This window comes from Undibacterium sp. JH2W (genome assembly GCF_049340425.1).
In the GTDB taxonomy this organism is placed as follows: Bacteria; Pseudomonadota; Gammaproteobacteria; order Burkholderiales; family Burkholderiaceae_D; genus Undibacterium.
Genome location: NZ_JBMPOT010000006.1, coordinates 1 through 23673 on the forward strand (window position 1 = coordinate 1; position 23673 = coordinate 23673).

Sequence of the window (23673 nt, forward strand, 5' to 3'; positions counted from 1 at the left end):
TGGCGTATTCTGGTTGCTTGGCGAAAGAGTCAGCAATTTGACCTATCGTCATGTTTTGCGCTGCCCAGTAATTCAGACCATTTGGATCCGCTGGACGGTTGAAATAAGCGATGTAAAGCTTTTGGATATCAGCAGCTGTGTTAGCCATTTAGGGCTCCGGTCAAAATTCACAAAGAGGTTGTTGCTTAAATAATAAGCTAAAATTACCAACCACAACATTATAGAAAAGTAAAATTTTTATTAAAACGAATTTGTCATGAAATGTAACAATCTTTTAAATTCCGTGCTTATCTCACACAGTATTTGCTAATTCAAAATATTCATTTGACAATCTCCAACTTATCCATTCCACCTCTTGTGCCTGACCTCGCGTCAGGGTTTACTATTCCGTCTCGCGAGCATCAGCAAATACAGGGATAAATAAATGAAACCAAAAATAGGTGAATTGGCGAACCTGCAGTCAGCATTGAAAACCCTGGCACTATAAAATGCCAGCTTTCGCATTTGCTCGATCATGTCAATGACATCACACTCATGAACCCAGACTATATCCATCAGGCAGCCCAAATATTGCTGGAAAGACGACAAAGCGGTAGGCAAGGTGATGCCCTGCCTGCAGCACTTCGCCCAGATAATCTGGATACGGCATTTGCCATACAGTGTCAAGTCAGCAAGCTCATAAGTCAGCCCATCGCGGCCTGGAAATGCGGCTTGCCTGCACATGATGCGCCTGATGCTCCCTACAAATGGGTAGTTGCCCCCATCTTTGGCTATGATGTCCATGACACCGGCACACAAATCTGTGCTGTCTGGGCCAGGGACGGCCAGATCAAGATAGAGCCTGAACTGGCTTTCATCTTGGCTCATGATTTGCCTGCCAGGGTCGCGCCCTACGCGCCAGCAGATGTAGAAGCCGCAGTGGCAGAAACCAGGCTGGCACTGGAGTTGATAGACAGCCGCTATACAGATGCAGAGCAACTGAATTTTCATGACCATTTTGCCGATGGCTTGTTTAATCAGGGCTTGTTACTTGGACCCATAGTTGATCCACAGTTAGCAGAACAAACCAGCCAACTCTCCATTACGCTGAGTATAGCTGGCCAAACCGACATCACGCTGCATGGGCAACACCCGGCTGACCAGCCACGCCTGCCTTTGTACTGGCTGGCAGAATTTTTGCGCAGCAAGGGCCTGGGCTTGCAAGCAGGCCAGGCTGTCATTACCGGATCATATGCAGGCAGCCCATCCGTGCATGTTGGTGCGGATATCCAGGTACAGTTTGGCGAACTGGGTTTGATACGGACGCGTTTTGAAGGAAAATAAACCAGCACCGCGTGGCTTGCCTGAAGTGACAGGGCATTTCCGCCCGCGCATCACCCTGCAAACCCTGCACCGGGGTGATGGCTTATTGGGCATGAAACCCAGTGGTGACTTTGGGCCGCGTGGCGGTAGTGTCACGGTGGTAGAAATTGACTGGCTGTACCACACCGACAGTGGCTTGCGCTGGCAAACCCCAGCTCCCACTGCATTGCTGAATCGTCGGCCGCATTCCACCCAATTGCTGCATGACGAAGATGGCAAGCCACTGAGCCTGCTACGCGATCTGGGTGCAGAGGCGGATGCGCTGGACAAGGTCTGGGATATCGCTTTGCAACCCTTGCCCGCTGCCAGCCTGCAATGGCGCAATGAGCGCATCGCAGAAAATTTTGGTCCGCTCTGGAGTCTGGTGCAGGAAGGATTTTTTGCTGATTTCTGGGCTGAAAAATTGCCTGAGATGCAGGCACTCGGCTGGCTGGTCGTGGTGCGTCCTGGCTTTGCCCATGAGAGCGTACCTGTCGATGCCTGGCATCTCATCATTGATGAAAACACCGGTGCAATTACTGGCAAGCAGGTGGCATCACGCATGCGTGGTCGTCACGAGATCATCACGCCACTAGGCCTGCCTGCGCGTGAAGGCTCATGGATGCTGAGTCTGGGGATAGAAATCGAAGGCGAGGTGCTGGACCTGGTCCCCATGCTGGCGCATCTGCTGCAACGTGATGCACGCTGGCTCAATGCCAGGCAGATACGCCTCATCGATGACATGGCGCTCATACAATTACGCGCTCCTGGCGGCAAGCGCATCGATGCCGTGGCAGCACCGCTGAAAGCCATCGTCCTGCATATGCTGGATTTGTTGACCGACCGGCCACAAGCCGAAGGCCCCGTGCCCTTGTCCGCGTGGGATAGCTACCGGCTGGAAGCCTTGCGCACCAGCCTGCTGGATAGCCAGCCTGCGCGTGCAGGTTCATATGGTGGCTGGCAATTGCAAGGTGATGTGGGTCTGCGCAGCCTGGTGCAGCGCCTGAAGAAAGCTGGCAGCCCGCGTGCAGTGGCCGCGCCCGATGGACTCGGCGTCACTTTGCGCCCCTATCAATTGCATGGCCTAGCCTGGCTGCAATACCTGCGCGAGCAACATCTGGCAGGCATACTGGCGGATGATATGGGCCTGGGGAAAACCGCCCAGGTACTCGCCCACTTGCTGATAGAAAAACAGCAAGGCCGTATGGATATCCCTGCCCTGATCGTGCTACCGACTTCATTGATTTTTAACTGGCAGGCAGAAGCCAGACGCATGGCTCCTGCCCTGCGCGTATTGACGTTGCAAGGGCCAGAACGGGCTGACTTGTTTGCCGATATCAAACAGGCAGATGTGGTGCTGACGACTTACCCCTTGCTATGGCGCGACCTTGAGGTGTTAAAGGCACAGGAATTTCATTTGCTGATCCTCGATGAAGCGCAAACGGTAAAGAATGCCGCCAGCCGCAGTGCAGATGCAGTACGCCAGATCAATGCGCGACACAGATTGTGCATGACAGGCACACCACTGGAAAATAATCTGGGTGAACTATGGGCGCAGTTTGATTTTTTGATGCCGGGCTTTCTGGGAGATATGCGCAGTTTTGCCCGGCTGTGGCGCAAACCCATAGAGGTCAATGGCGAAACCCTGCGGGCGCAATTGCTGGCGCAAAGAGTGCGCCCTTTCATCTTGCGGCGACGCAAGGATGAAGTAGCGACAGAATTGCCGCCACGTACGGAAGTCATCAAGCGCCTGCGCCTGCAAGGCAAGCAACGCGAATTGTATGAAAGCGTGCGTGTTGCCGCCGACGAACAGGTGCGGCGCATCCTGCAACGCAAGGGCTTTGATGGTGCACAGATTACGATACTGGATGCCTTGCTCAAGTTGCGCCAGGTGTGCTGTGATCCGGCTTTGTTGAAAGGCCGCAATCTGCCGCCCGACATGGAAAGAGCCAAGCTGGAAATGCTTGGTGACATGCTGCCGGCCCTGGTGGCAGAAGGCCGCCGCATACTGGTGTTCTCGCAATTCACGGAAATGCTGGAATTGATCGCCTCCAGCCTGCGGGAAATGCAGCTGGAGTTTTTGATGTTGACGGGCAAGACGGCGACAGCAAGCCGTGGCGAGGTCGTCCGGCAATTCCAGGACAGGCAAGTGCCCATCATGTTGATCAGTCTGAAAGCAGGCGGCGTGGGCCTGAACCTGACTGCGGCCGACACCATCATCCATATGGACCCGTGGTGGAACCCGGCAGTCGAAGAGCAGGCAAATGCGCGCGCCCACCGCATAGGCCAGGAGCAAGCTGTGTTCATCTACAAATTATTGATCGAAGGCAGTATAGAAGAACGCATCCTGGGCTTGCAAGCGCGTAAGGCAGCGCTGGCCGAGGGAGTACTCGGCTGTGACCAGGCATTTGCCAGCAAATTCAGCACAGAAGACCTGCAAGCCTTGCTAGCGCCCTTAAGTAGCATCGCAAACGACCGTTAAAATCTGCATGTGAATTAGTAAAAATACTATTTCAGTCGCTTTTATGTCAATTTTACAAATTTTGCCTTTTTGTACATTGACAAAAAAACACACATAGCACATCTTACTAGTAAGCCCACATGCAAACATGTTAGGCTAAGGAAAATTCCTCAAGGCAACATTTAAAGTAGTCACGATATTTCTGGCTATAGGCCTTGCCGATTTACCTCCGCTTTGCTGGCATAGCAGCAGACAGCATAACGCCAGACTTCATCTACCTTTGTAAAGTTGAAACGGCAGCTTATTTATGATGATTACGCCACGCAATCGTTATATCAGCACAGTCTCAGCGCTGTATCTGCTGTTTGCGCTGGCATGGATATTATTGTCTGACAGCCTGTTGTCCAGTTTCAGCAATGTCGAGGCCATAACCTGGTTGTCAAAGGTAAAGGGCGTGTTCTTTGTCATTGTCACAACAGCCCTTTTTTTCATGGCTTTGCGGGCAGTTCCACAGCTGCCCCCCCATGAACAAGAAGCATTGGATAGTTCTCTATTGGAAGCTTTTCATCCACAAAGCCAGATACGCTGGCCAATTTATCTGCTGGCTATCGCCCTGCCTTTGTCTGTGTTGCTATTGCGTCTGGCCATCGCCCCCAGCTTCGAAAACCGGCCCATGCTCATCATGTTTGTCTTACCTATCATCCTCAGTGCCATGCTGGGGGGCTTGGGGCCCGGATTGCTGTCTACCTTGATCGCTGGCCTGGGATTGTCATATTTTGTCATTCCGCCAGTGTATAGCCTGGCCATCAAAACCAATCAGGATGTCTTGCAATTAGGCTTTCTTATCGTTAACGGCATCGCAGTAAGCCTGCTCAGTGAAGCCTTGCGACAATCCTTGCGCAAGGTGCAAAACAATCGCAATTTGCTGGACGCTATCATACGCGGCACTTCAGACTCCATTTTCGTCAAGGATCTCAAGGGACGCTATGTGCTGGCCAATGAATCTGCGACCAAGTTTGTAGGCAAATCCTTGCACGAGGTAATAGGTCATGATGATTATGCTCTCTTCCCGCCCGAATCTGCACGTATGATTACAGAAGTAGACAAGGGTGTAATGGCCAGTGGCGAGATACAAACAGCAGACGAATACGTAGACACCATGAGTGGCAAAGCAATGGTCTTCATGGTGACCAAGGGTCCGATGCTCGACAAGGCTGGCAATGTACAAGGCTTGTTTGGTATTGCCCGGGATATTACTGAACGCAAGGAAGCCGAGGCTGCACTCAGAGACAGTGAAGCTGCCATGAAAGTCGCGCAGCGTCTGGCTGCCGTAGGTAGCTGGAACTGGGATGTGCGCAGCGATGTTCATACCTGGTCGGAAGAAGTATATATGATCTATGGCAGGGACACCTCCTTGCCACCAGCGATCTATCCGGAAGTGCAGCAATATTTCACCCCTGAAAGCTGGCTCAGACTGGCTGCCGTAGTCGAAGTAGCCATCAAAACGTTTTCCCCCTATACCTGTGACGCTGAGGTCGTCAGACCGGATGGCAACCACCGCTGGATTATCGCGCGCGGCGAAGCCTTGCAAGATGCCGAGGGCAAACTCATCAGACTGCATGGCAGTGTGCAAGACATTACTGAACGCAAGGTCGCCGCCATGCAATTGCAGGCCAGCGAAGAGCGCCTGCAAATGGCGATCGCCGCCACCAGCGAAGCGCTATGGGATTGGGACGTGCCTACCAACAGAGTCTATCGCTCACAGCGTTATTATGAAATGACAGGCTATGCCGAAAGTGAAGACACCCAGGATTTGGACTTTATCAAGCGCCAGATTTATCCTGACGACATACCCCTGGTCATGCAGCATATAAAAAATTATAAAAACACCCATTGTGGCGATGTTGATTTTGAATACCGCATGCTCACCAAGCAAGCTGAAGTCAAGTGGGTCCATGCGCGTGGCCGAGTGGTCAGCCGCGATGATGATGGCAATGCACTGCGTGTGGTTGGCACTCTGGCCGATATCAACGAGAAAAAAATCATTGCTGCCGAATTGCTGGAAAGAGAACAAAGACTGGAGCGCGTAATGCTGGGCTCGGACCTTGGTTACTGGGACTGGAATCTGCTCAGCAATACGTTCAAAGTCAGTGCGCGCTGGGAAACTATGCTGGGATACGCACCTGGAGAAATGAAGGTCACCCCTGAGCACTGGCCCGATCATATCCACCCTGACGATATGAGCGCCGCCCATGCATCACTGGACAGGCACATCAAGGGCTTGACTTCCAGCCACGAACTGGAATTACGTCTGCGCACTAAATCCGGTGAATGGCGCTGGGTCTTAACCCGGGGGGCAATCGTTGCCTGGGATGAGCAGGGCAAGCCCCTTATCATGTCTGGCACCCATACCGACATCACCGCGCAAAAAATGATGGAGCTGACACAGCGCGAGGCGGCTACCGTGTTTTCCAGCAGTTTCGAAGGCATCATGGTGGTCAACCCTGTGGGTTGCATCACCAAGATCAATCCAGCTTTCACCCGCATTACTGGCTATGCCGAAAAAGACGTGTGCGGCAAATCCACCAAGATACTGGCCTCTGGCCATCACAATGCCAGTTTTTATGCTGAAATGTGGAATGCCGTCAAGGAAGATGATTTCTGGCGCGGTGAAATCTGGAACAAGCGCAAGAATGGTGAAATCTTCCCCGAGCTATTGTCCATCTCTTCGGTGCGCGATGCGGCAGGAGAGATTCAACACTATATTGGCATCTTCACCGACATCAGCGAACTCAAGACACATGAAGCCGAACTCGACCGTATCGCCCATTATGACCCGTTAACCGGCGCACCAAATCGCCGCCTGCTGGCGGACCGCCTGGGCCAGGCAGTCAACCGCGCCAATCGCACCAATAAATCCCTGGCAGTCTGCTTCCTTGACCTGGATGGCTTCAAGGACATCAATGACAAATACGGACACGCGACCGGTGACCGCTTATTGATAGGCGTGACAGAGAACCTCAAGCGCGTCTTGCGTGCCGACGATACCCTGGCGCGCCTGGGGGGGGATGAATTTGCTGTCTTGTTGTCCGACATTTCATCCGCAGAAGAAAGCGCAATGATACTGGACCGTGTATTGATAGGTGTCAGCCAACCCATACAGATAGATGTGACGACAGTCAGTATCTCGGCCAGCATAGGTGTCAGCCTTTACCCGGACGATAATGTCGATGCCGATACCCTGCTACGCCATGCCGACCATGCTATGTATCTGGCCAAGGAAGCCGGGAAAAATCGTTACCACCTGTTTGACCCGGAAAGTGACCGCAAGGCACAGCAACGCAGGCAGATCCTGGAGAGACTGGAAATTGCATTGGACGGTGATGAATTTATCTTGTATTACCAGCCCAAGGTCGATTTGATCAGTGGAGAAATTGTTGGTGCCGAAGCCCTGATACGCTGGCAGCATCCGAATCGCGGCATACTGGCGCCGGGCGAATTTTTACCGCACATCTATGGCAGCAGGCTGGAAAAATCCCTGGGAGAATGGGTCATCAAGGCTGCCCTGCAACAAGCCTATCAATGGCAGCTACGCGGCATAGCCATCTGCGTCAGTGCCAATATCAGCGCACATCATTTGCTGGCCCCTGAGTTTTGTGACTACTTGCAAGCAGCCTTGCGCGCCCACCCCTACTTCCAGGCCAGCAATTTTGAGCTGGAGGTATTGGAAACCGCTGCCATCGCTGACATGGAACAAGCAGTGGCCATACTTAACCGCTGCCGCCAAATGGGCATCCATTTTGCGCTGGATGATTTTGGCACTGGCTATTCATCCTTGACCTATCTGCGCAAGCTCCCAGTAGACACCCTGAAGATAGACCAGAGTTTTGTGCGCGACATGCTAACCGATGTCGAAGACCTCGACATCGTCGAAGGCGTGATACGCCTGGCAGGAGCCTTCGACCGCCAGGTCATTGCCGAAGGTGTGGAAACCATGGCACATGGTGCCAAGTTGCTGGAACTGGGTTGCCGTCTGGCACAGGGTTACGGCATAGCCCGCCCCATGCCAGCAGATGAGTTTGTCGACTGGTCAGTACGCTGGAAGACCGAAGCGCGCTGGCGTGACTTGCGTACCAGGCCAGCACTGCAAGTCTTGCATTAATCCTGTATTAAGCACACAGCAGTTTTGTTTTATTTTTTGCTAAATACCAAATCCCACACGCCATGACCGAGACGCAAGCCACGGTTTTCAAATTTCGTCACGGGGCGATAATCAGGGCGTGGGGCATAGCCATCGGCAGTATTTTCCAATGCCGCTTCAGCGCTCAGCACCTCCAGCATTTGCACGGCATATTCTTCCCAGTCCGTGGCGCAATGCAGATAACCTCCAGGGGCCAGGCGTGAGGCCAGCAAGGCCACCAGCGGGCCTTGTATCAAGCGACGCTTGTTATGGCGGGCCTTATGCCAGGGATCGGGGAAAAACACGTGTATGCCATGCAGAGAGGCTGGAGCGATCATATGTGTCAGCACTTCAAAGGCGTCATGCTGGATGATGCGCTGGTTTTGCAAACCCAGTTCATCCGTCAGCTTGAGCAGGCTGCCTACGCCTGGCGTGTGCACTTCGACGCCGATAAAATTTTTCTCAGGCATGCCTGCAGAAATCTTGGCACTGGTCTCGCCCATGCCAAAACCGATCTCAAACACCGTTGGTACCTGGCGACCAAATGCGGCGTCTACATCCAGCGGTGCTTTTTGATACGGGATGCAAAAACGCGGACTCAGGTTTTCTATTGCTCTGGCCTGTGCATCAGACAAGCGCCCGGCACGGGTGACAAAGCTACGGATGCGGCGCTCAGTAGGATCATAAAACAGCGGCTTTACGCCTTCAGCAGGTTTGGATTCAGACATACAGGAAATCAGAAAAGAAGGGATGAGTTACTTGTGGGACAACAAACTCAGTCTGTGGCTTGAGCAAATGCCCAAGCGCTGCGACTTGCATGGTGGCTTAATGCACCGGTTTGAAGTCACTTGTTACGCAAAAGCCGTATTTTACCAGATGAGCGTTACAGGAAGAAATTCCACCATAGGATTTAGTCTTTTTGCATCTTATGCCAGGCAAATTCTATAGACGCCGGCGAACATGAGGCCGGCCTTCAAGATCAGGGATTAGCCTGTTTTTTTAGCAGCCATGACTAAAGCACGACACCTATCATTACCCCATCGAAGTGACGTGCTCATTACGAGACACTAGAGGTCACATTCTAGAGAAAACTATAAGCTTTTCATTTCCCCTCATGTTAAAAAGCTAATGCACTGAAATTATTTAAATTCCAATATTTGTGCATGCTTGCTGCCAGCTCACTGTTTCCCGCACAAGAGACAGGGGCATGTCGCGGCGATCATTTTAGCGGTCTGAGTTTCGCTCCTTTACATAAACAAACTTCAAGGAAGTTCTATGAAATCCGTTTTCAAAGTGGCAGCCGTGGCTGCCTTGCTCTGTTGTTTTGCCCCTGCACATGCCTTCCAGCAAGAGACCCATCGCCGCATCGCCATTGATGCAGTGACTTTCATGAAAAACAATCCTGACAAAACCAACTACAAAGCGCTGGTCACTGGCCTGGCAAAAGCTGGTTATACCGTGGATCAGTTCGCCACGGCCATGGGCCAGGGTGCTTACGATGTCGATGATTTCGCTGACACCTATATCTGTGGCGCAGTCACTGGTGATTGCCAGTTGGCACCGATCTGGGGTGCTGCGCAAAGTATCGTCAAATACACTTCTTACTGGCATTTCCAAAACCATACTGCGGGCCCTGATGTGCACGGCAACCCGTTCGGTGGCTATAATTATGCCAAGCTGACCGTCGCTGGCGATATCGACAATCTGGCAGCGTCATGGCTGGTCGGTGACTATCTTGATGACGGCCCTGGCGGCATGAAAGGCTGGTTCGGCGACAGCAGCAAATACAATACCTATGGCGTGACTGAAGCGCATTACCGCCTGGGTGGTTATTCAACACCAGCCCAATATGCTGACTTTGAAAAAATCCCTTTCCAGCCTATAGACAATCTGGCGCAGTACTGGTTCCAGCAGTTTCTGAGCAGCCCCAGCCTGCAAAGCCTGGGTTTTGTCATGCACTCCACCGACCTGCTGCAACCCCATCATACCTGGACCACATCGGCCCGCAATCACTCAGGCTGGGAGCAATGGGTCAACAGCTATTACGACAGTCAGAAACTGAATGATCCAGCCCTGGTCGCATCAGCCATGGCCGACTTCACACCGCTGGCAGCAAATGCCACCGACATTCGCCAATTGCTGACACAGGGTGGCACTTACTCTTATCAAAACGGCGGCATCGTACTCTCCTCCACTGATCAGAATGACCGCATTCGGGTTGGCCGCCTGGTGGTGCCACACGCCATCGCCATGATGGTTCATGTCTTGAACCGTGCCGCCAACCGTCTGAATAGCTGAGGCAGACCATGTACAGACCAGGCAGCAGCTTGCAAGTAAAAATGGGCTTGATGGGTATCTTCAGTACCTTACGTTTCATGGGCATGAAGAGCTGCCTGTCTGTACTGTGTCTGGCTATGTCTGCTGCTGCGATGGCGGCAGACATATCACCAACTGCGGCGGCCAGCCAGGCGGCTCTTCAGTCCGACCTGGTGGCCCGCCTGAATGGTGCCCCTATATATAAACTGACACTGGACGTGCTCGCCCACATGACGCAACTGGAAAAACCAAAAACCAGGCAGGCCGATATTCTCGACAACATAGTCAATAATCGCTTGCTGGCTGTTGCAGGCCGTGCCCAGTTTAGCGAAGAAGAATTGCAGCCATCGCGGCGGGTGGCGTTTGAAGCGGACGTGATGCTGGACAACCAGTTGAGCGGCTATCTGCGCACCGTTTATCGCCAGGATCTGGAAGCCGCCATCGGCAAACTCCCCGGTGGCAGACTCGATGCACTGATCCAGGAACAAGGCAAGCTGGAAGAAGATGAACTGAGCAAGGTTTTCGGCCCCAGAAACAGGGTCATGTTTGACTATAGCCTGAACCCCTCACAGCAGGCGGCGGCGAACCATGTATTGGTCCTGCGTTGCAACTTTGCGCCAGCTGCCACTATCAGCCTGTATGCCCTGTTCCGTCGCCAGAATGTACAAGGACGAGTAGAGTTTTTCAATCGTAACCGTGACTACATACGCCAACAGGCGCAACTCTATCTGGCCAACCTGTATGTGCTGGACTGGGCACGCCAGCGTTTTGGTGAACCGGCACTGAGGGATTTGAGACAGGCAGTGGAAGAGCAAAATACCGTGCGAGCCATCATGAGCCTGCATGGCATAGGTGCCGATACCGATTCGGAAAGCAGGCTCTTGAACCAGCTCGCCGCTGAAGTAAAGCCCAAAGAAGTTGCCGCATACTTTCGCACCCATAAGGAAGAATTCAAACGCATCGTGTCAGTCAAGTCACGCCATATCCGCCTCGACAATGAAGCGCAGGCCAGGCAAGTCGCTGAACTGGTGCAGCGCGGCGGTGATTTCGCCAGCCTGGCAAGGCAGTATTCCACCGCAGCAGATGCCCAGCAAGGTGGCGACCTGGGCATCATTGCCCACCGGGGACAATTATCATGGCTGGAACAACTGGCCTACATGCAGGAGCCCGGCAAGGTATCCCCGCCCATACGTGCTGCTGTCGCGCCCAATGAAAAAGCCTATTGGGAAATCGTACTGGTAGAAAAACGCATTGAAGGCTACCAGGACCCGGCCTCAGAAACCGTGCGTTACCAGGCCAGCCTGGCGTTAGCGCAAGAAAAAGCCATACGCCAGTTATCCACTTTGCAAGCACAATTGCGTAAGAGCGCAAAGATAGAAACCAGGCAGGCACAGCATTATCAATAACTGAGCAATAATCTAAGCAAACAACCAGCGAGGCAGGGTCATGATAAACAAGAGCATACTCATCGCAACGGCAATCGTAACGTCGACAGCATCCGCCGTCTGGCTGTTGTGGCCGCAAACCGAGGACAAGCAAATCCCTCTGCAAACCGCTGCCGCTTCATCCAGCACGGCTGCGCTTGGAAAACCCGCGCAACAAAGCACGGCATCATGGCCGCCGCCTTTCCCTGAACGCAATGACGAAAGAAAATTCGTGCCTTTACTGGCCACCGGGCCACTACTTTCTGCCGCCCAAAGCCTGGCCGCTACCCGCGATGGCGACCCGCGTACGCCCCCCATAGAGCATACTCAAGTCACGCAAGAAATGCCCAGCGCCGCCGAGCTGGCAGATCCCAAAGCCTATCAGCAATACGAAGCGAGGCAAAACACACGTCTGTATGCCGCCTATGTACAGGCAGCAGATGAAGAAATACCACGACTGCGCGCAGCGATTGCCCGCGCCCACGACATGGGTATTGCAGCCGCAGATATTGCCAAAGGCGAAGAAAAATTACGACGCATCACTGCCATGCAGGGCCAGCTTCTTAACGAGCATCCTGAATTGCAAAGCGGGAATGTTACCAAAACAAATTTGAAATAACTTCTTAAAAGGTGGTGCTGAAAAATATGCATGCATTATTCCTGCATGAGATACCGAATGCAGTCTCAATCTGCAATGAATACGATCAGTGGCAAGCGAAGGCCCTTGGATTACAGATTTCACAGAACAGAAAATAAATCGGAGTTACAAAGTAACTACCTTGCATCTACATTTTTTTAGGACAAGTCGGCTCAACATCATATCCCAGAGGAATATAGAAATGACTCAACTTCTTCTTGCCCTCACGTCTGATCACGTGCATTCCTTCCTGGCTATAACAAGTTGACACTGTTGAAGTCAATTTTTCATCGGTGATTAGATATTGCGCGCCCTTGGCTTGTACATTCACATTTTTCCCAATAACAGCAATCCCTATAAATGGATCTGGATAGGCTAGAGATTTACTAAGTTTCAAGCCATACACATGCATATCCCGATGCTCCATCGCATCAGTAACAAAGTCATCTGGTCCTACCCGAATTTCTTTTTCAATAAAGGCTTTTGTACAGCACTGTTCCTTCCCGTCTTTGCCAAAAAATTCAAGCTGAACTTCATCTGATTTGGATAAAACTCCAGTAGTAAATAATAAGGGAGTTTTTCCAGGAAATATTTTTGCAACGCCATCAAGAATGCCTATCGCGTATATAGACTGTGAGAAAAATAATCCCATTGATAGCATCAATGTGTTTCTTTTGATCATCGCGATATTCATATTCATGTTTTATATTCTGAGTTCTCTACCCTGCATTTAAAAATTCAAAACTCTGATCAGATTTTTTCAGGTAACGTAAATACTGAATATACCAGCACTTATTTTCATAAGTAGTGTGCCACCTTGAATGAATCCGCCCCAATGGATTTCATCCAAGTCACCTTCACAGGTCAGTTTTCTGGTGTGATACCTTGCCACTTGTATTAAATCTGTCTAACGTAAGAACAATGCGCTAATTGATTTCTTACTCAAGTCTTGCGATTTTCTTATCTGCGCTCCAGATATTTGCGATTCAATTTAAACTAAGCGATCAATCAAACCTCTTATTTCATCACTAAGCGGACTCCCTTTTTCATTTACATAAACCAGTAAATTCTTTAGAGTGGCCTCAAATCTTCGCGGTAATTGTGCCGACATATAATCAAGCTGAACAACTACAATTTCTGCAATATCCTTGGATGGGGACAGCAGTAAAGCCATCAAAATTGCAAAGCCTTCCCTGTGCTCCAGACAACCAATGGCTTCAGCACAGCGCTCTTGCCAGTAAAGCGGTTTGGCCAAGGTTACGGCAAACAAAACCTCCCAATCATCTTTAGAAAACAGAGTTAAGGCTTCTGAGGCAATCCCCAGGCTGTATTCCTGCCATGAGGAGGTTTCAGTTCCTAGCAATTTTTCAAATAAATCTACTTTATTTTCATCCATTTTTTTCCTTAAGATCACCATTACGGATAAACGGGCGATCACACTGCGCAAATAAAGCTAGCCTGCATCAACACCGTTCATCGGAAGTTCTTCTGCAATTCAATTTAAACGATCAATCAAATCCCTTATCACATCATCGAGCGGTATCTTATTTTCATTTACATACACCAGCAAATTCCTTAGGGTAGTCTCGAATCTCCGTGGCAATTGCGCCGACGTGTAATCAAGTTGAATGACTGCAGTCACTGCGATGTCCTTGGATGGAGACAGCAGCAAAGCCATCAAAATCGCAAGGCCTTCCCTGTGTTCCAGACAACCAATGGCTTCAGCACAGCGCTCTTGCCAGTAAAGCGGTTTGGCCAAAGTTACGGCAAACAAAACCTCCCAATCATCTTTAGAAAACGAAGTTAAGGCTTCTGAGGCAATCCCCATGCTATATTCCTGCCATGAGGAGGTTTCAGTTCCTAGCAATTTTTCAAATGAATCTACTTTATTTTCATCCATTTTTTTCCTTAAGGTACGGTAGGTACAATGGGACGTGTCCCGGCAGGAAATGACGACGTAACAACGCCATTATCCTTTATCACTTGCCACTGTACGCCTCTGTAATAACCAGTATGCAAAGTGGTTTTCACGCCGCTCACATCACGAAGCAGTATCCCTGGCGCATTTGCTGTCAATTGACCAGCCCTCAAAACCTCTACATTATTCCAATCTGGCGGGGCTATAGTATGTATGTTCGGTGATTTTCCTGCTGACAAAGCATATGTTCCATCTTTTCGGACCACAGGGCCTTTGAACTTATCAACTGAAATTGTATCATCTGGATTAATCACCTTATTTGAATTCATCGTATATAGTGGTGATTTCAAAACATCTGGCGAATGCCCGCCAATAATTTGGTTTGTTCCTGGCTTGGCCTCGCCAAACAATATTTTAAAATCTGTCTTAGTCATAGGCCCGACAAATTCTTTGAAACCTGGCACTATAGATTTATGAAAGCCTGTTGCATTTGGCGTATTGGTAATGCCCCCATTTTTTCTTAAGGTATCTGCATAATTTGTTGCCTGTCCATATCCGACCGGTGCCTGGACCATCTGTGGTTCAGAAAAAATCATTCCTCCAAACATATCTGCATCTTCTTTCGGAATCCCTGGAAATGCACTTTTAAGAGCATCAGAAGTTCTTTCATTTTGCAATGCAATGATTCGACGATTCGCTGCATAAGCCTCTTGCATATTTCCTTGCACATACATGTCCTGCGCATATTTACGCAAACCAATTGAAGTCTGATAGTCATTAATCGATTTCTTGGGAATAGATGTGTCCAAGTCATGAGCTAATCTTGCGCGTGCCTGTTCACGTTCAAAATTATGTACATCTGCGATGCTTCGAATCACATGGCCATCTTGGTCTTCCGGGCTTTGAAAGAATATTGCATTCCTTTTATAACCAGCCTTTTGCAACTCCGCCGGGTTATAGGAAGGCAATAAATTTCTCCGGCCTGATTGTTTGTCAAGTACAACGCCATTTTGAAACGGTGCATTTGCGTCTGGTGTTGCCCAACTATCAGCAGAATCGCTGCCCAATTCCAGATTACCGTATAAGTTACGGTCATCCATATCGCTCATACCATCACTATCACTGGTAGACGCCCATTGAGGTTTTTTTCCAGAGAAGTCATTTTCATCACTATTTTCCTCATATCTATTTAATAAGCCTCTGGATTGAATTGGTCTCGGTGAGATACAAAATTTGTCAAAACTCAAGTCAGGTGTTAAAAAATTACTCGCATCGTTTTTTTTTATTTGTAATAGTCGAGAATTAGCTATCTCATTCATATTTGCAAAAGGTATTAACTCCCCGCTACTTGGCGTATAACCAAATTCCTTCTTGAATAATGCTGCCATCGTGTCGCCAGTCCTGCTCACGTAACGCCTGTCGAGGTCATCGTTCTGATAATCTGCTTTTTCTGCACGTAGAAAATTCGATCTCGTCAAATCAGTTAAATCAGATGACGCGCCCATTGATCCAAGGCGACTCGCTGTATCCTCTCTGAAACGTGCCATGTCCTGACCATAACCAAAATCCATATCAATGCCACGAGCAAATGGTGGTGGCTCTGACCTGAGTTCAAGATCATCACTGCCAATACTCCATGGAGAATTACTTTCATTCGTTCCTACGCGTGATGCATCGATGAGATATGGAAGTCCATCATCGCCAAAAATTCTTTGGAAATTTGCCATTGTTTTTTCCTTATAAAATGAAATTGCAATACCTGTCCTTTTTGGACCTATGTATAGCTATCAATACAGCGTTAATTTTTGATAAAAAAAAGAGGCTACCCAAGCTCGGGTAGCCTCTTTCTGGTCTTACTTTGAAAATACTTTATTTAGTCAAGCCGTTTAAAAGGCGCGAGCAGGTCATCAGATAGGCCGCAGGCAAAAGGCCGGGCTTGCTCACTCTTTGCTGCCACACTCAGGCTTGTGGCAGTGAAATTACGTATACTCAGGGTCACCTTGCCAATGTCAGCTGTCGCTGAGAACGCATCATAGCGATGCCATTGATTGATTTAATATCTGCCAGAAACAGGGCCAGTCAAGAAGATGCCACCGAGCCCGGCAAGCGGATTGTTGCTGTCGATAATTGCGGTACCACACTAGTGCTTTAGCAGTATTTTTGCACAGTAGCTGAGAACGCTAAAATACAAAAATGAAGCTTGTATCTTCTGTCGACGTTAGATCGAAAAAATATACTAGCTGAAAACGTGTTTTTGAATGCAGGTTTAATCAAGAATTGAGTGAATAGAAATCAGGAATACAGACCTCATCACGATATTTATTTTTGATGACAGTTACGATAAAGAGTAAGCGCCAGAAGCTGACTGGAAATAGGCACGAAACATCACACTTCCGCCCCTAGCCATGATTTCACTGGCTGAATATCGAATTCTTCATAACTCTTTTTGTCGATATCCACTATCATATTTTTGAGATAGGCTTCAAGCGCTGAGAACTTAACCCAAAAATGAATCGGTTGCCCATCTTTATCAAGTCTTGAGAAATCTGGCTTGCTTTTGTATTTTAATAGTATAGGCACGTCTCTGTATTTCCAGACGGGTGTCTGATGTATCAAACACCAAACACCGTCCTCGTGTACTTCTACAGGAATATGGTAGTTTGCACGGACTGTATCATGGCCAGTTCTATGAAGAAAAAATAATCCCAGCTCACCACTATAACTCGGCAATTCCCTCCATCCAGCTTTACCACAGCCTTGGACTTCCAATTGCTCATGCCCGAAGCTAAAATAACGATGCCTGAACAAATATTTAGTTCTGTAGACAGTCCCCAGCTCCAGAATACTCTCGTTGTTCCCCACATGTGGAAGCCTCGCGAGTACGAGATCATTGTATTTGAGCAAACTCCTGAAAGAATTAATAAATAGAAACATTAATCTTGCTCCTACAAAATACGAATATTTGCTTTAAAAGGCATACTTTATACCAGCCGTTACATACACTCCATTTTTTTCCATGTTAGCTTTTTTCAACTTTATTCACGATAAAAAAACTTAGCTTATTCTTTCCAAGGTGTGGCGCCTGAGTCAATCATTTTGGGAATATACTTCAAGAGTGTACCTGAATTTTCAGGAATCGGTAGTCCCAAGCTTGCCGGATATGTTGCGCAATTATATGGAGGTTGACCAACGCCTCCAGGCTTAAATGAATAAGGAAATTCAGGTAACGGCACTCCAACGCCACGTGAATTATGGAGCTGTTGTGCCAATTCCAATTGCGGACGCGTGATAGGCAAATCCAGTTTATATACAGTCTGTTTACCCAATCTACCACGAGCTTGAAGCTCACTTTTTAGCGCTTCTTGAAAAAATAATTTGTCATCATTGATAATGCCGGGGAAAACTTCCCCTTTGCGTAATTTTGCCCCTGCATTCTCCATACTACTCACAATGTTCGGGCCTTGACCATGTATTGTATTTCCGCGATCAAAGCTATATCCAACATGACCATATAGCAAAAGAGGGTCTGTAATCTTTGCTGTCAATTCCTTGGTACCAGGTGTAGCAAACAATGAATATTCATATGGCTCATATCCACTATCTGCTCCGAAATTATTTGTAATTCTTTCGGCATCGATCATCTTTTTTTCTTGCGCTGCAATTATATTGGCGCGCCGTATAGCATTGACTGACTGCACACCAAAACCTAGTGTCTTTCCCACACCCCAGCCAATAGCACTGTCAGCAAGTGCTGAACCCAATTGTTTTCCTTCTACTTCTCCGGCCGCTCTAAAGTCTCCATTTCTTGCATCAATGAAGGCACGTCGCTGCTCATCCTGCATGCGTTTTCCACCATCCACAAATACAGAACGCGGGTCACTGAATATGGCACCTATCGCCGATGGAATTTTTGGTATGTTTTCAAACGTATCAGAAATTCCATTTTTAAACGCATTTAATTTATCGCCATAAAAATCCGAGACATCATTCCAATCGAGATGCGGGCTATATACTTGACCGGGTTTCTGACTTGGAAAATTTGAGTAGTAACGCGGGAGCATGCGTATCTCTGCCTGGTTGAGCAAGCCGCGGTTATCAGCCCCGCGATCAATCACGGCAATGCCACTATCTAAAGCAGTATCATAGGGAAGTAATGCGTCAGTGTTTTTTAGCGAGGGTGAATTTGACGTGAATTTTGAGTTTTCACTTCGAACCAATCACCTGGCCCCCTTCAAATAGGCAGGGTTCTGTTGAATACCTTGAGTATCCTGGTCGAATTTATTACCCGATGCGCTAAAACCATAACGGTCAAAATCACCATCATGATAATCCGCTTTTTCTGCTTGCAGAAAATTCGATCTCGTCAAATCAGTTAAATCAGATGACGCGCCCATTGATCCAAGGCGACTCGCTGTATCCTCTCTGAAACGTGCCATGTCCTGACCATAACCAAAATCCATATCAATGCCACGAAAAAATGGTGGTGGCTCTGACCTGAGTTCAAGATCATCACTACCAATACTCCATGGAGAATTACTTTCATTCGTTCCTACGCGTGATGCATCGATGAGATATGGAAGTCCATCATCGCCAAAAATTCTTTGGAAATTTGCCATTGTTTTTTCCTTATAAAATGAAATTGCAATACCTGTCCTTTTCTGGATCTATGTATAGCTATCAATACAGCGTTAATTTTTGATAAAAAAAAGAGGCTACCCAAGCTCGGGTAGCCTCTTTCTGGTCTTACTTTGAAAATATTTTATTTAGTCAAGCCATTTGAAAGGCGCGACCAGGTCATTAGATAGGCCGCAGGCAAAAGGCCGGGTTTGCCCACTCTTTGCTGCCACCCTCAGGCTTGTGGCAGTGGAATTAGGTATACTCAGGGTCACCTTGCCAATGTCAGCTGTCGCTGAGAACGCATCATAGCAATGCCATTGATTGATTTAATATCTGCCAAAAACAGGGCCAGCCAAGAAGATGCCACCGAGCCCGGCAAGCGGATTGTTGCTGTCGATAATTGCGGCACCACACTAGTGCTTTAGCAGTATTTTTGCACAGTAGTTGAGAACGCTAAAATACAAAAATGAAGCTTGTATCTTCTATCGACGTCAGATCGAAAAAATATACCAGCTGAAAACGTGTTTTTGAATGCAGGTTTAATCAAGAATTGAGTGAATAGAAATCAGGAATACAGACCTCATCACGATATTTATTTTTGATGACAGCTGCGATAAGGAGTAAGCATGAAAGGGGGGATAATATTCATTCTATCCCCCCCACTACATTTATCCCGAAAAACAACTATTTGCTTTTACAGCCTTACTTATTTTTTTAAACTTTAACCCGTCAAAACTTGCGTGTGCACCACAATTCTCGCTGTGCTGCCCAGGAGGGACATCCTGCTTCAGGATAATTCCGGCCCCATTTGAAATAAAATGCAGACGTTGAGAATCCTCTGTTTCGTCAAAAAATAAGACGAGTTCTCCATTGACTATTTTTGCCTCGGATTTTACAGAGCAAGTGTGCTGCAAACCTTGCGTGCTAAAGATTTCAACATTTGCCTTTTCTTGATTAATTTTCTTAATCACCAGGCAGTCATTGAATTCTTTCTTGCAAGACGCAAATTTATTTTTTTTTGCATTGAAGTTTGAACATTCACTGCTTGGGCTTGAATAAGTTCCTTCCAGTTCGTCCAACTTGTCTTTTGCCATACTCAAACCATAATGGCCCAACAGAAAAAAACTCAATGCCATCTTTCCAATTACCGATGTAACAACTAACTTGCGCCCTTCATCCATTTTCAATTTCTCCTGAGATATGCCGAACGTTGTCTACCCTGTTCATACTTAAGTGTCCGGGGATCATCTATTATACTTCTAACAAGGATATCGCGATTATTTGATTGGATGGCAGACATTTGGCTGTTATATATACGACCTTGTTGGTATTGAAAATCTATCGCAATATCTTTCACTTTATCGTCCAGATCATTCCATGGCACTGCGCTTGGGTTGCCAGCAATGGATTTTTGGTAATTTCTTTTTGCTGCACTTACGTAAGTTGGATAAGTGAAATTTGAAAATAAATTGTTTTGAACATCACGCGGCAAAGGCTCAAATGCCGCTCGATTATTTCTTACAAATTGTTCAGCTTTTTCACCTTTCAGTGTCGCTCCTCTAGCATATTTTTCTGCTTGCTCCTGGCTCAGTCCGGCAGATATTAAATCCTGTTTTACTTGTTCTGGAGTACGCTCTTTCATATCGTAGCCTCGTCCAATAGTGACACCGGAACCGGCTGTTGGGTGATGTAATGTGCGAGTAAAAAATTGGGACTTTGGAACATCATTCCCCTCTGCATTAAATGTAATTTGCCCGGCCGGAACTTTAAGCAGAGAATTTGAATTATTTCCTGACTGTGCTTGCTCGCGTGGTCTATATTTTTGCATGGACAATTGCATTTGCTCTCTGTCGTAATTCTCTTTCTCCTGATCCGACATTGGCTTTCCAGTAACAACCACTTTTTGCATCGCTTCAACATTGGTACCTTGATCAGAACGCCGGCCTTCAGGAAGTGAAGCCCCCACATCCATATTCTGATAAATGCCTAAACCATTCGGATCACGCATCGTCAAATAATAATCTCTGCCATTGGAAGAAATAACGCCTGATTTTGAATCACTCGCGAGTGTGTTCGTGCGTCTGTTGAGCAAGTCTATTTCCCTCTTCATATCATCCTGACCCGGTCTGGATTGATCGTATTCCGAGTTTCCAGTTGAGTCCTCCTTCTCTGAGTATCCATTTATCAATTTGTCGAATCCGGCCTCTTCACGATCATTGTCATTTCCGGAAAATTTCGATAGCAGCCCTCTTGCCTGAGGCGTTCCTTCCATCTCATTTAGTTGATCTGTATGCATGCGTGAAAGTAAGTTAGCATCACTATCCCTTATATTCGCAGAGAATTCATCAGGCGCAGATGATTTGATCAGACTGGCATACTGATTCAACTCACCGGCACTTGGTGTATAACCATAGTTTTTCTTGAACAGGGTTGACACGCTGTCACCAGCGCCATTCAGGTCTCGCGTGTCAAAGTCCCCTGTTTCATATCCAGATTTTTCGGAACGCAAGAAGTTGGACTTGGCCCACTCAGCATCGTCATCTATCGCTCCCCGGTCACGCAATATGGCAGGAAACAGTGCATTGCCATTGTCAGAGCGGGGCAATCTTTCACCAAAGTCAGGCTGTGTCTCTGCATAGCCAGATAGCATACCTGGGTCAAACCTGTGTGTGTTCATTTCATTCAAGCAACTATTATCTTCATCAAGCTTTAAATTTTTATACAGATCAAAAAAATCAGAATCATCTTCGTAAAGTTTATATACCATGTCATTCTCTTGATACTGGTTGTGGCATGCACTTGCATATCACAGGTGGTTTAGGTGAAAAGTGCCAACAGAGCAGACGCACAGAGTGCTGCCTGTTGGCATATATTTGTAAAAACGGCGGTAGAGAATTTTTCTTACGTAGTGAGGGTGGCAATCTGTGAACCGGAACCCGGTCTCAATGCTCACATCACTGTTAGGATTTAGCTCGGACGTTTGGTCGTAGCGACCAGCTCATTAAACAAGCCATTGACGAAAGGCCAGGTTTGCTCAATTTGCGCTTCCACATTCAGACTGGTGGCGATGAAATTGCGTATGATCAGAGCCTTGCTATTGCCTGGTGTCGCAGGGATCAGGCTTTCTATGTCGAGTATCAGCTTCTTGACCTGCTCTTTGTGTTCAGCAAGAAAACTGATGACTTGCAATATGGTTGCGGCTATTTGCAGCATGGTTTGTCCTTTAAAATTGACATTTATATTTCAGGGTGATGCCGTCGATTGAGTTGTCGTAGTCGCGGGCCGAGTCAGCCACGGAATGTGGTGTCGAGCCCGGCAAGCGGGTTGTCGCTGTCAACAATGGCGGTGCCATACTGGTGCTGCAGTGCGCCTGTTGCCATAGTTGCGGGTATTGCTGGCACGCTGCCGATGAAACTATGATCTTCGATTGGAGCGGGTTGCCCTGCCTTTGCTGGCAATAGGCCGGCTCTTTTAGAGGTAATGACAGGGAGCACAACGCCAACAAGACTGACGACGCCAATAGCTAGGCCATTGAGCTGTTCTGAGGTGATGGCCAAATGGATACCAACTGCGTCACCGAATTGAGCAAGCGCACCCAATGCTGCTGCCAGGGCGGCGACTGAGATACCACCGTTTTTCCAAAGTTCGACATTGCTGACCTCGCTGCCTTTGCGAAAAAGATTAACGATTGCATTGACTTTTTCAAACATGATCGGTCTCCCATAAAACATTGTTTGCCAGGCGATTGACCCAACCCGCACCGAAAGTCGGCCAATTGGATAGTTTGGTATAGAACTGTATGCGGTGAGCCAGCATGCGCCTGGCTAGTTTGTCGGCATTGATTTTTCCAACAGCTGCCAGGGTGATAGGTCCAACGATGCCGTCTTCGGCTATGCCAAGAGCACGTTGTAGCAATCTTGCTGCCGTACCTGCGCCGCAATTAATTGCACAGTCAAAAAATTCGAAGGCAACAGCTAACGGTAATTGGTCCAGCTGATTGGCATCCCAAAAATCGCGTTTGTAGAGTGCCTTGGCTTGCTCTGCCGTAAGTGCTGCAATATCGAGCTTGGGGTAACTTCGTTGACTGATACCAAACCGCGTGAGTTTGCCAGCGTCCAAGGGATGATTGCTGGTGCCACCTTCATTTTTCAGTATGGGACTGATACAAAGCTCAAAATTATTCATGGTGATGTTCTTTCCATCGTTGTTCTGCTTCTTGCCTTTCAATTTCTGCGGTTTTCAGGCTGACCCAGCGCTGGCGCAACAGGATGAGTGAAATGGCGATACCAACGACCATCGAAGCTATTGACAGATAGCCTTGTATTTCAGCAATCGAGGTCAGGGGCGCGATTGCAGTGGTGATTGCCGGTACGGCCAATGCAGTTTTCGGGTTGTTGGTGATCGCCTCTGCCACCTGGCTGGCGGCAGTTTCGGCGTGATCAGGTATTTTCATGCGGGGCTTTCTTTAAACTATTTTTTGTAAAAATTTGATGATGAATTTTTTGCTATCTTGGAGACAAGGCATAAATAGTGATCTAAAAAAGTGGCCGATGCGACACACTAATAAATGCAGGCCAATGAGAACTGGATATCATTCAATTTTTAATCGATTTCTCATGCCCGGAATGACAATGTGTACGAAACCCATTAAAAGTAAAAAAACCCGCCTGAGCGGGTTAATTTTTAGATGAAACTACAGCTAAGGGCGAAAAACAGGATTTGTCTATTTTTTCTATAAAAATCCCAATTCCTTCAATGCCTACAACGAAATTTGGCAAA

Annotated in this window: 20 protein-coding genes; 6 read left to right on the plus strand and 14 right to left on the minus strand. The window is 48.1% G+C overall.

The window, feature by feature from the left end:
• The first annotated feature begins 534 nt into the window (after positions 1 to 534).
• The 3 genes from ACO0LC_RS09650 to ACO0LC_RS09660 all read left to right on the plus strand — a co-directional run bounded on the left by ACO0LC_RS09650 (position 535) and on the right by ACO0LC_RS09660 (position 7964).
• A complete protein-coding gene (locus tag ACO0LC_RS09650; RefSeq protein ID WP_423002451.1) occupies positions 535 to 1323 on the plus strand; it encodes a fumarylacetoacetate hydrolase family protein in 789 nt (262 codons plus the stop codon).
• The gene (locus ACO0LC_RS09655; RefSeq protein WP_423002452.1) at positions 1310 to 3823 is read left to right on the plus strand and encodes a DEAD/DEAH box helicase; all 2514 of its coding nucleotides are present in this window, start codon (positions 1310 to 1312) and stop codon (positions 3821 to 3823) included. The genes ACO0LC_RS09650 and ACO0LC_RS09655 overlap by 14 nt, the downstream gene beginning before the upstream one ends.
• A gap of 286 nt (positions 3824 to 4109) precedes the next feature.
• The gene (locus ACO0LC_RS09660) at positions 4110 to 7964 is read left to right on the plus strand and encodes an EAL domain-containing protein (protein WP_423002453.1); all 3855 of its coding nucleotides are present in this window, start codon (positions 4110 to 4112) and stop codon (positions 7962 to 7964) included.
• A gap of 29 nt (positions 7965 to 7993) precedes the next feature.
• Here ACO0LC_RS09660 and trmB read toward each other — a convergent pair whose 3' ends face one another.
• Positions 7994 to 8710, minus strand: coding sequence for a tRNA (guanosine(46)-N7)-methyltransferase TrmB (trmB, locus tag ACO0LC_RS09665; protein WP_423002454.1), 717 nt, complete (start codon positions 8708 to 8710; stop codon positions 7994 to 7996).
• Between the two features lie 547 nt (positions 8711 to 9257).
• On the opposite strand from trmB, the gene ACO0LC_RS09670 reads away from it, so the two are divergent.
• Genes ACO0LC_RS09670 through ACO0LC_RS09680 form a run of 3 tightly spaced genes read left to right on the plus strand, consistent with a single transcriptional unit; the run spans position 9258 to position 12341 of the window.
• Entirely contained in the window at positions 9258 to 10280 is a 1023-nt protein-coding gene (locus ACO0LC_RS09670) for a phospholipase (RefSeq protein WP_423002455.1), read from the plus strand.
• An 8-nt stretch (positions 10281 to 10288) separates the two neighbouring features.
• Positions 10289 to 11704 carry a peptidylprolyl isomerase gene (locus ACO0LC_RS09675; protein WP_423002456.1) on the plus strand — a complete coding sequence of 472 codons (1416 nt, stop codon included), beginning with the start codon at positions 10289 to 10291 and terminating at the stop codon, positions 11702 to 11704.
• Between the two features lie 40 nt (positions 11705 to 11744).
• Positions 11745 to 12341, plus strand: coding sequence for a hypothetical protein (locus tag ACO0LC_RS09680; protein ID WP_423002457.1), 597 nt, complete (start codon positions 11745 to 11747; stop codon positions 12339 to 12341).
• A 166-nt stretch (positions 12342 to 12507) separates the two neighbouring features.
• Here the strand turns inward: ACO0LC_RS09680 and ACO0LC_RS09685 are convergent, their stop codons facing one another.
• The 13 genes from ACO0LC_RS09685 to ACO0LC_RS09745 all read right to left on the minus strand — a co-directional run bounded on the left by ACO0LC_RS09685 (position 12508) and on the right by ACO0LC_RS09745 (position 23347).
• A complete protein-coding gene (locus ACO0LC_RS09685; RefSeq protein WP_423002458.1) occupies positions 12508 to 13059 on the minus strand; it encodes a hypothetical protein in 552 nt (183 codons plus the stop codon).
• Positions 13060 to 13350: 291 nt separating this feature from the next.
• Positions 13351 to 13755 carry a hypothetical protein gene (locus ACO0LC_RS09690; RefSeq protein WP_423002459.1) on the minus strand — a complete coding sequence of 135 codons (405 nt, stop codon included), beginning with the start codon at positions 13753 to 13755 and terminating at the stop codon, positions 13351 to 13353.
• A gap of 99 nt (positions 13756 to 13854) precedes the next feature.
• On the minus strand, positions 13855 to 14259 hold the full coding sequence (locus ACO0LC_RS09695; RefSeq protein ID WP_423002460.1) for a hypothetical protein: 405 nt from the start codon (positions 14257 to 14259) through the stop codon (positions 13855 to 13857).
• 8 nt (positions 14260 to 14267) lie between these two features.
• Positions 14268 to 16004: a hypothetical protein gene (locus ACO0LC_RS09700; RefSeq protein WP_423002461.1), complete on the minus strand. Its 1737-nt coding sequence runs from the start codon at positions 16002 to 16004 to the stop codon at positions 14268 to 14270.
• Between the two features lie 658 nt (positions 16005 to 16662).
• Positions 16663 to 17211, minus strand: a complete 549-nt coding sequence (locus tag ACO0LC_RS09705) for a hypothetical protein (protein WP_423002462.1) — start codon at positions 17209 to 17211, stop codon at positions 16663 to 16665.
• A gap of 125 nt (positions 17212 to 17336) precedes the next feature.
• Entirely contained in the window at positions 17337 to 18338 is a 1002-nt protein-coding gene (locus ACO0LC_RS09710) for a hypothetical protein (RefSeq protein ID WP_423002463.1), read from the minus strand.
• A 156-nt stretch (positions 18339 to 18494) separates the two neighbouring features.
• Positions 18495 to 18893 carry a hypothetical protein gene (locus tag ACO0LC_RS09715; protein ID WP_423002464.1) on the minus strand — a complete coding sequence of 133 codons (399 nt, stop codon included), beginning with the start codon at positions 18891 to 18893 and terminating at the stop codon, positions 18495 to 18497.
• Positions 18894 to 19562: 669 nt separating this feature from the next.
• Entirely contained in the window at positions 19563 to 20075 is a 513-nt protein-coding gene (locus ACO0LC_RS09720) for a hypothetical protein (protein WP_423002465.1), read from the minus strand.
• A gap of 2 nt (positions 20076 to 20077) precedes the next feature.
• Complete coding sequence (locus tag ACO0LC_RS09725; RefSeq protein WP_423002466.1) at positions 20078 to 21661, minus strand: pesticin C-terminus-like muramidase; 1584 nt, start codon at positions 21659 to 21661, stop codon at positions 20078 to 20080.
• 200 nt (positions 21662 to 21861) lie between these two features.
• Positions 21862 to 22107 (minus strand): hypothetical protein, encoded by a 246-nt coding sequence (locus ACO0LC_RS09730; protein WP_423002467.1) that lies wholly within the window; start codon positions 22105 to 22107, stop codon positions 21862 to 21864.
• A 74-nt stretch (positions 22108 to 22181) separates the two neighbouring features.
• Positions 22182 to 22604, minus strand: coding sequence for a hypothetical protein (locus ACO0LC_RS09735; protein ID WP_423002468.1), 423 nt, complete (start codon positions 22602 to 22604; stop codon positions 22182 to 22184).
• Positions 22597 to 23079 (minus strand): glycoside hydrolase family 108 protein, encoded by a 483-nt coding sequence (locus tag ACO0LC_RS09740; protein ID WP_423002469.1) that lies wholly within the window; start codon positions 23077 to 23079, stop codon positions 22597 to 22599. The genes ACO0LC_RS09735 and ACO0LC_RS09740 overlap by 8 nt, the downstream gene beginning before the upstream one ends.
• The gene (locus ACO0LC_RS09745) at positions 23072 to 23347 is read right to left on the minus strand and encodes a hypothetical protein (protein ID WP_423002470.1); all 276 of its coding nucleotides are present in this window, start codon (positions 23345 to 23347) and stop codon (positions 23072 to 23074) included. Before ACO0LC_RS09745 ends, ACO0LC_RS09740 begins: the two co-directional genes overlap by 8 nt.
• Between the last annotated feature and the right edge of the window lie 326 nt (positions 23348 to 23673).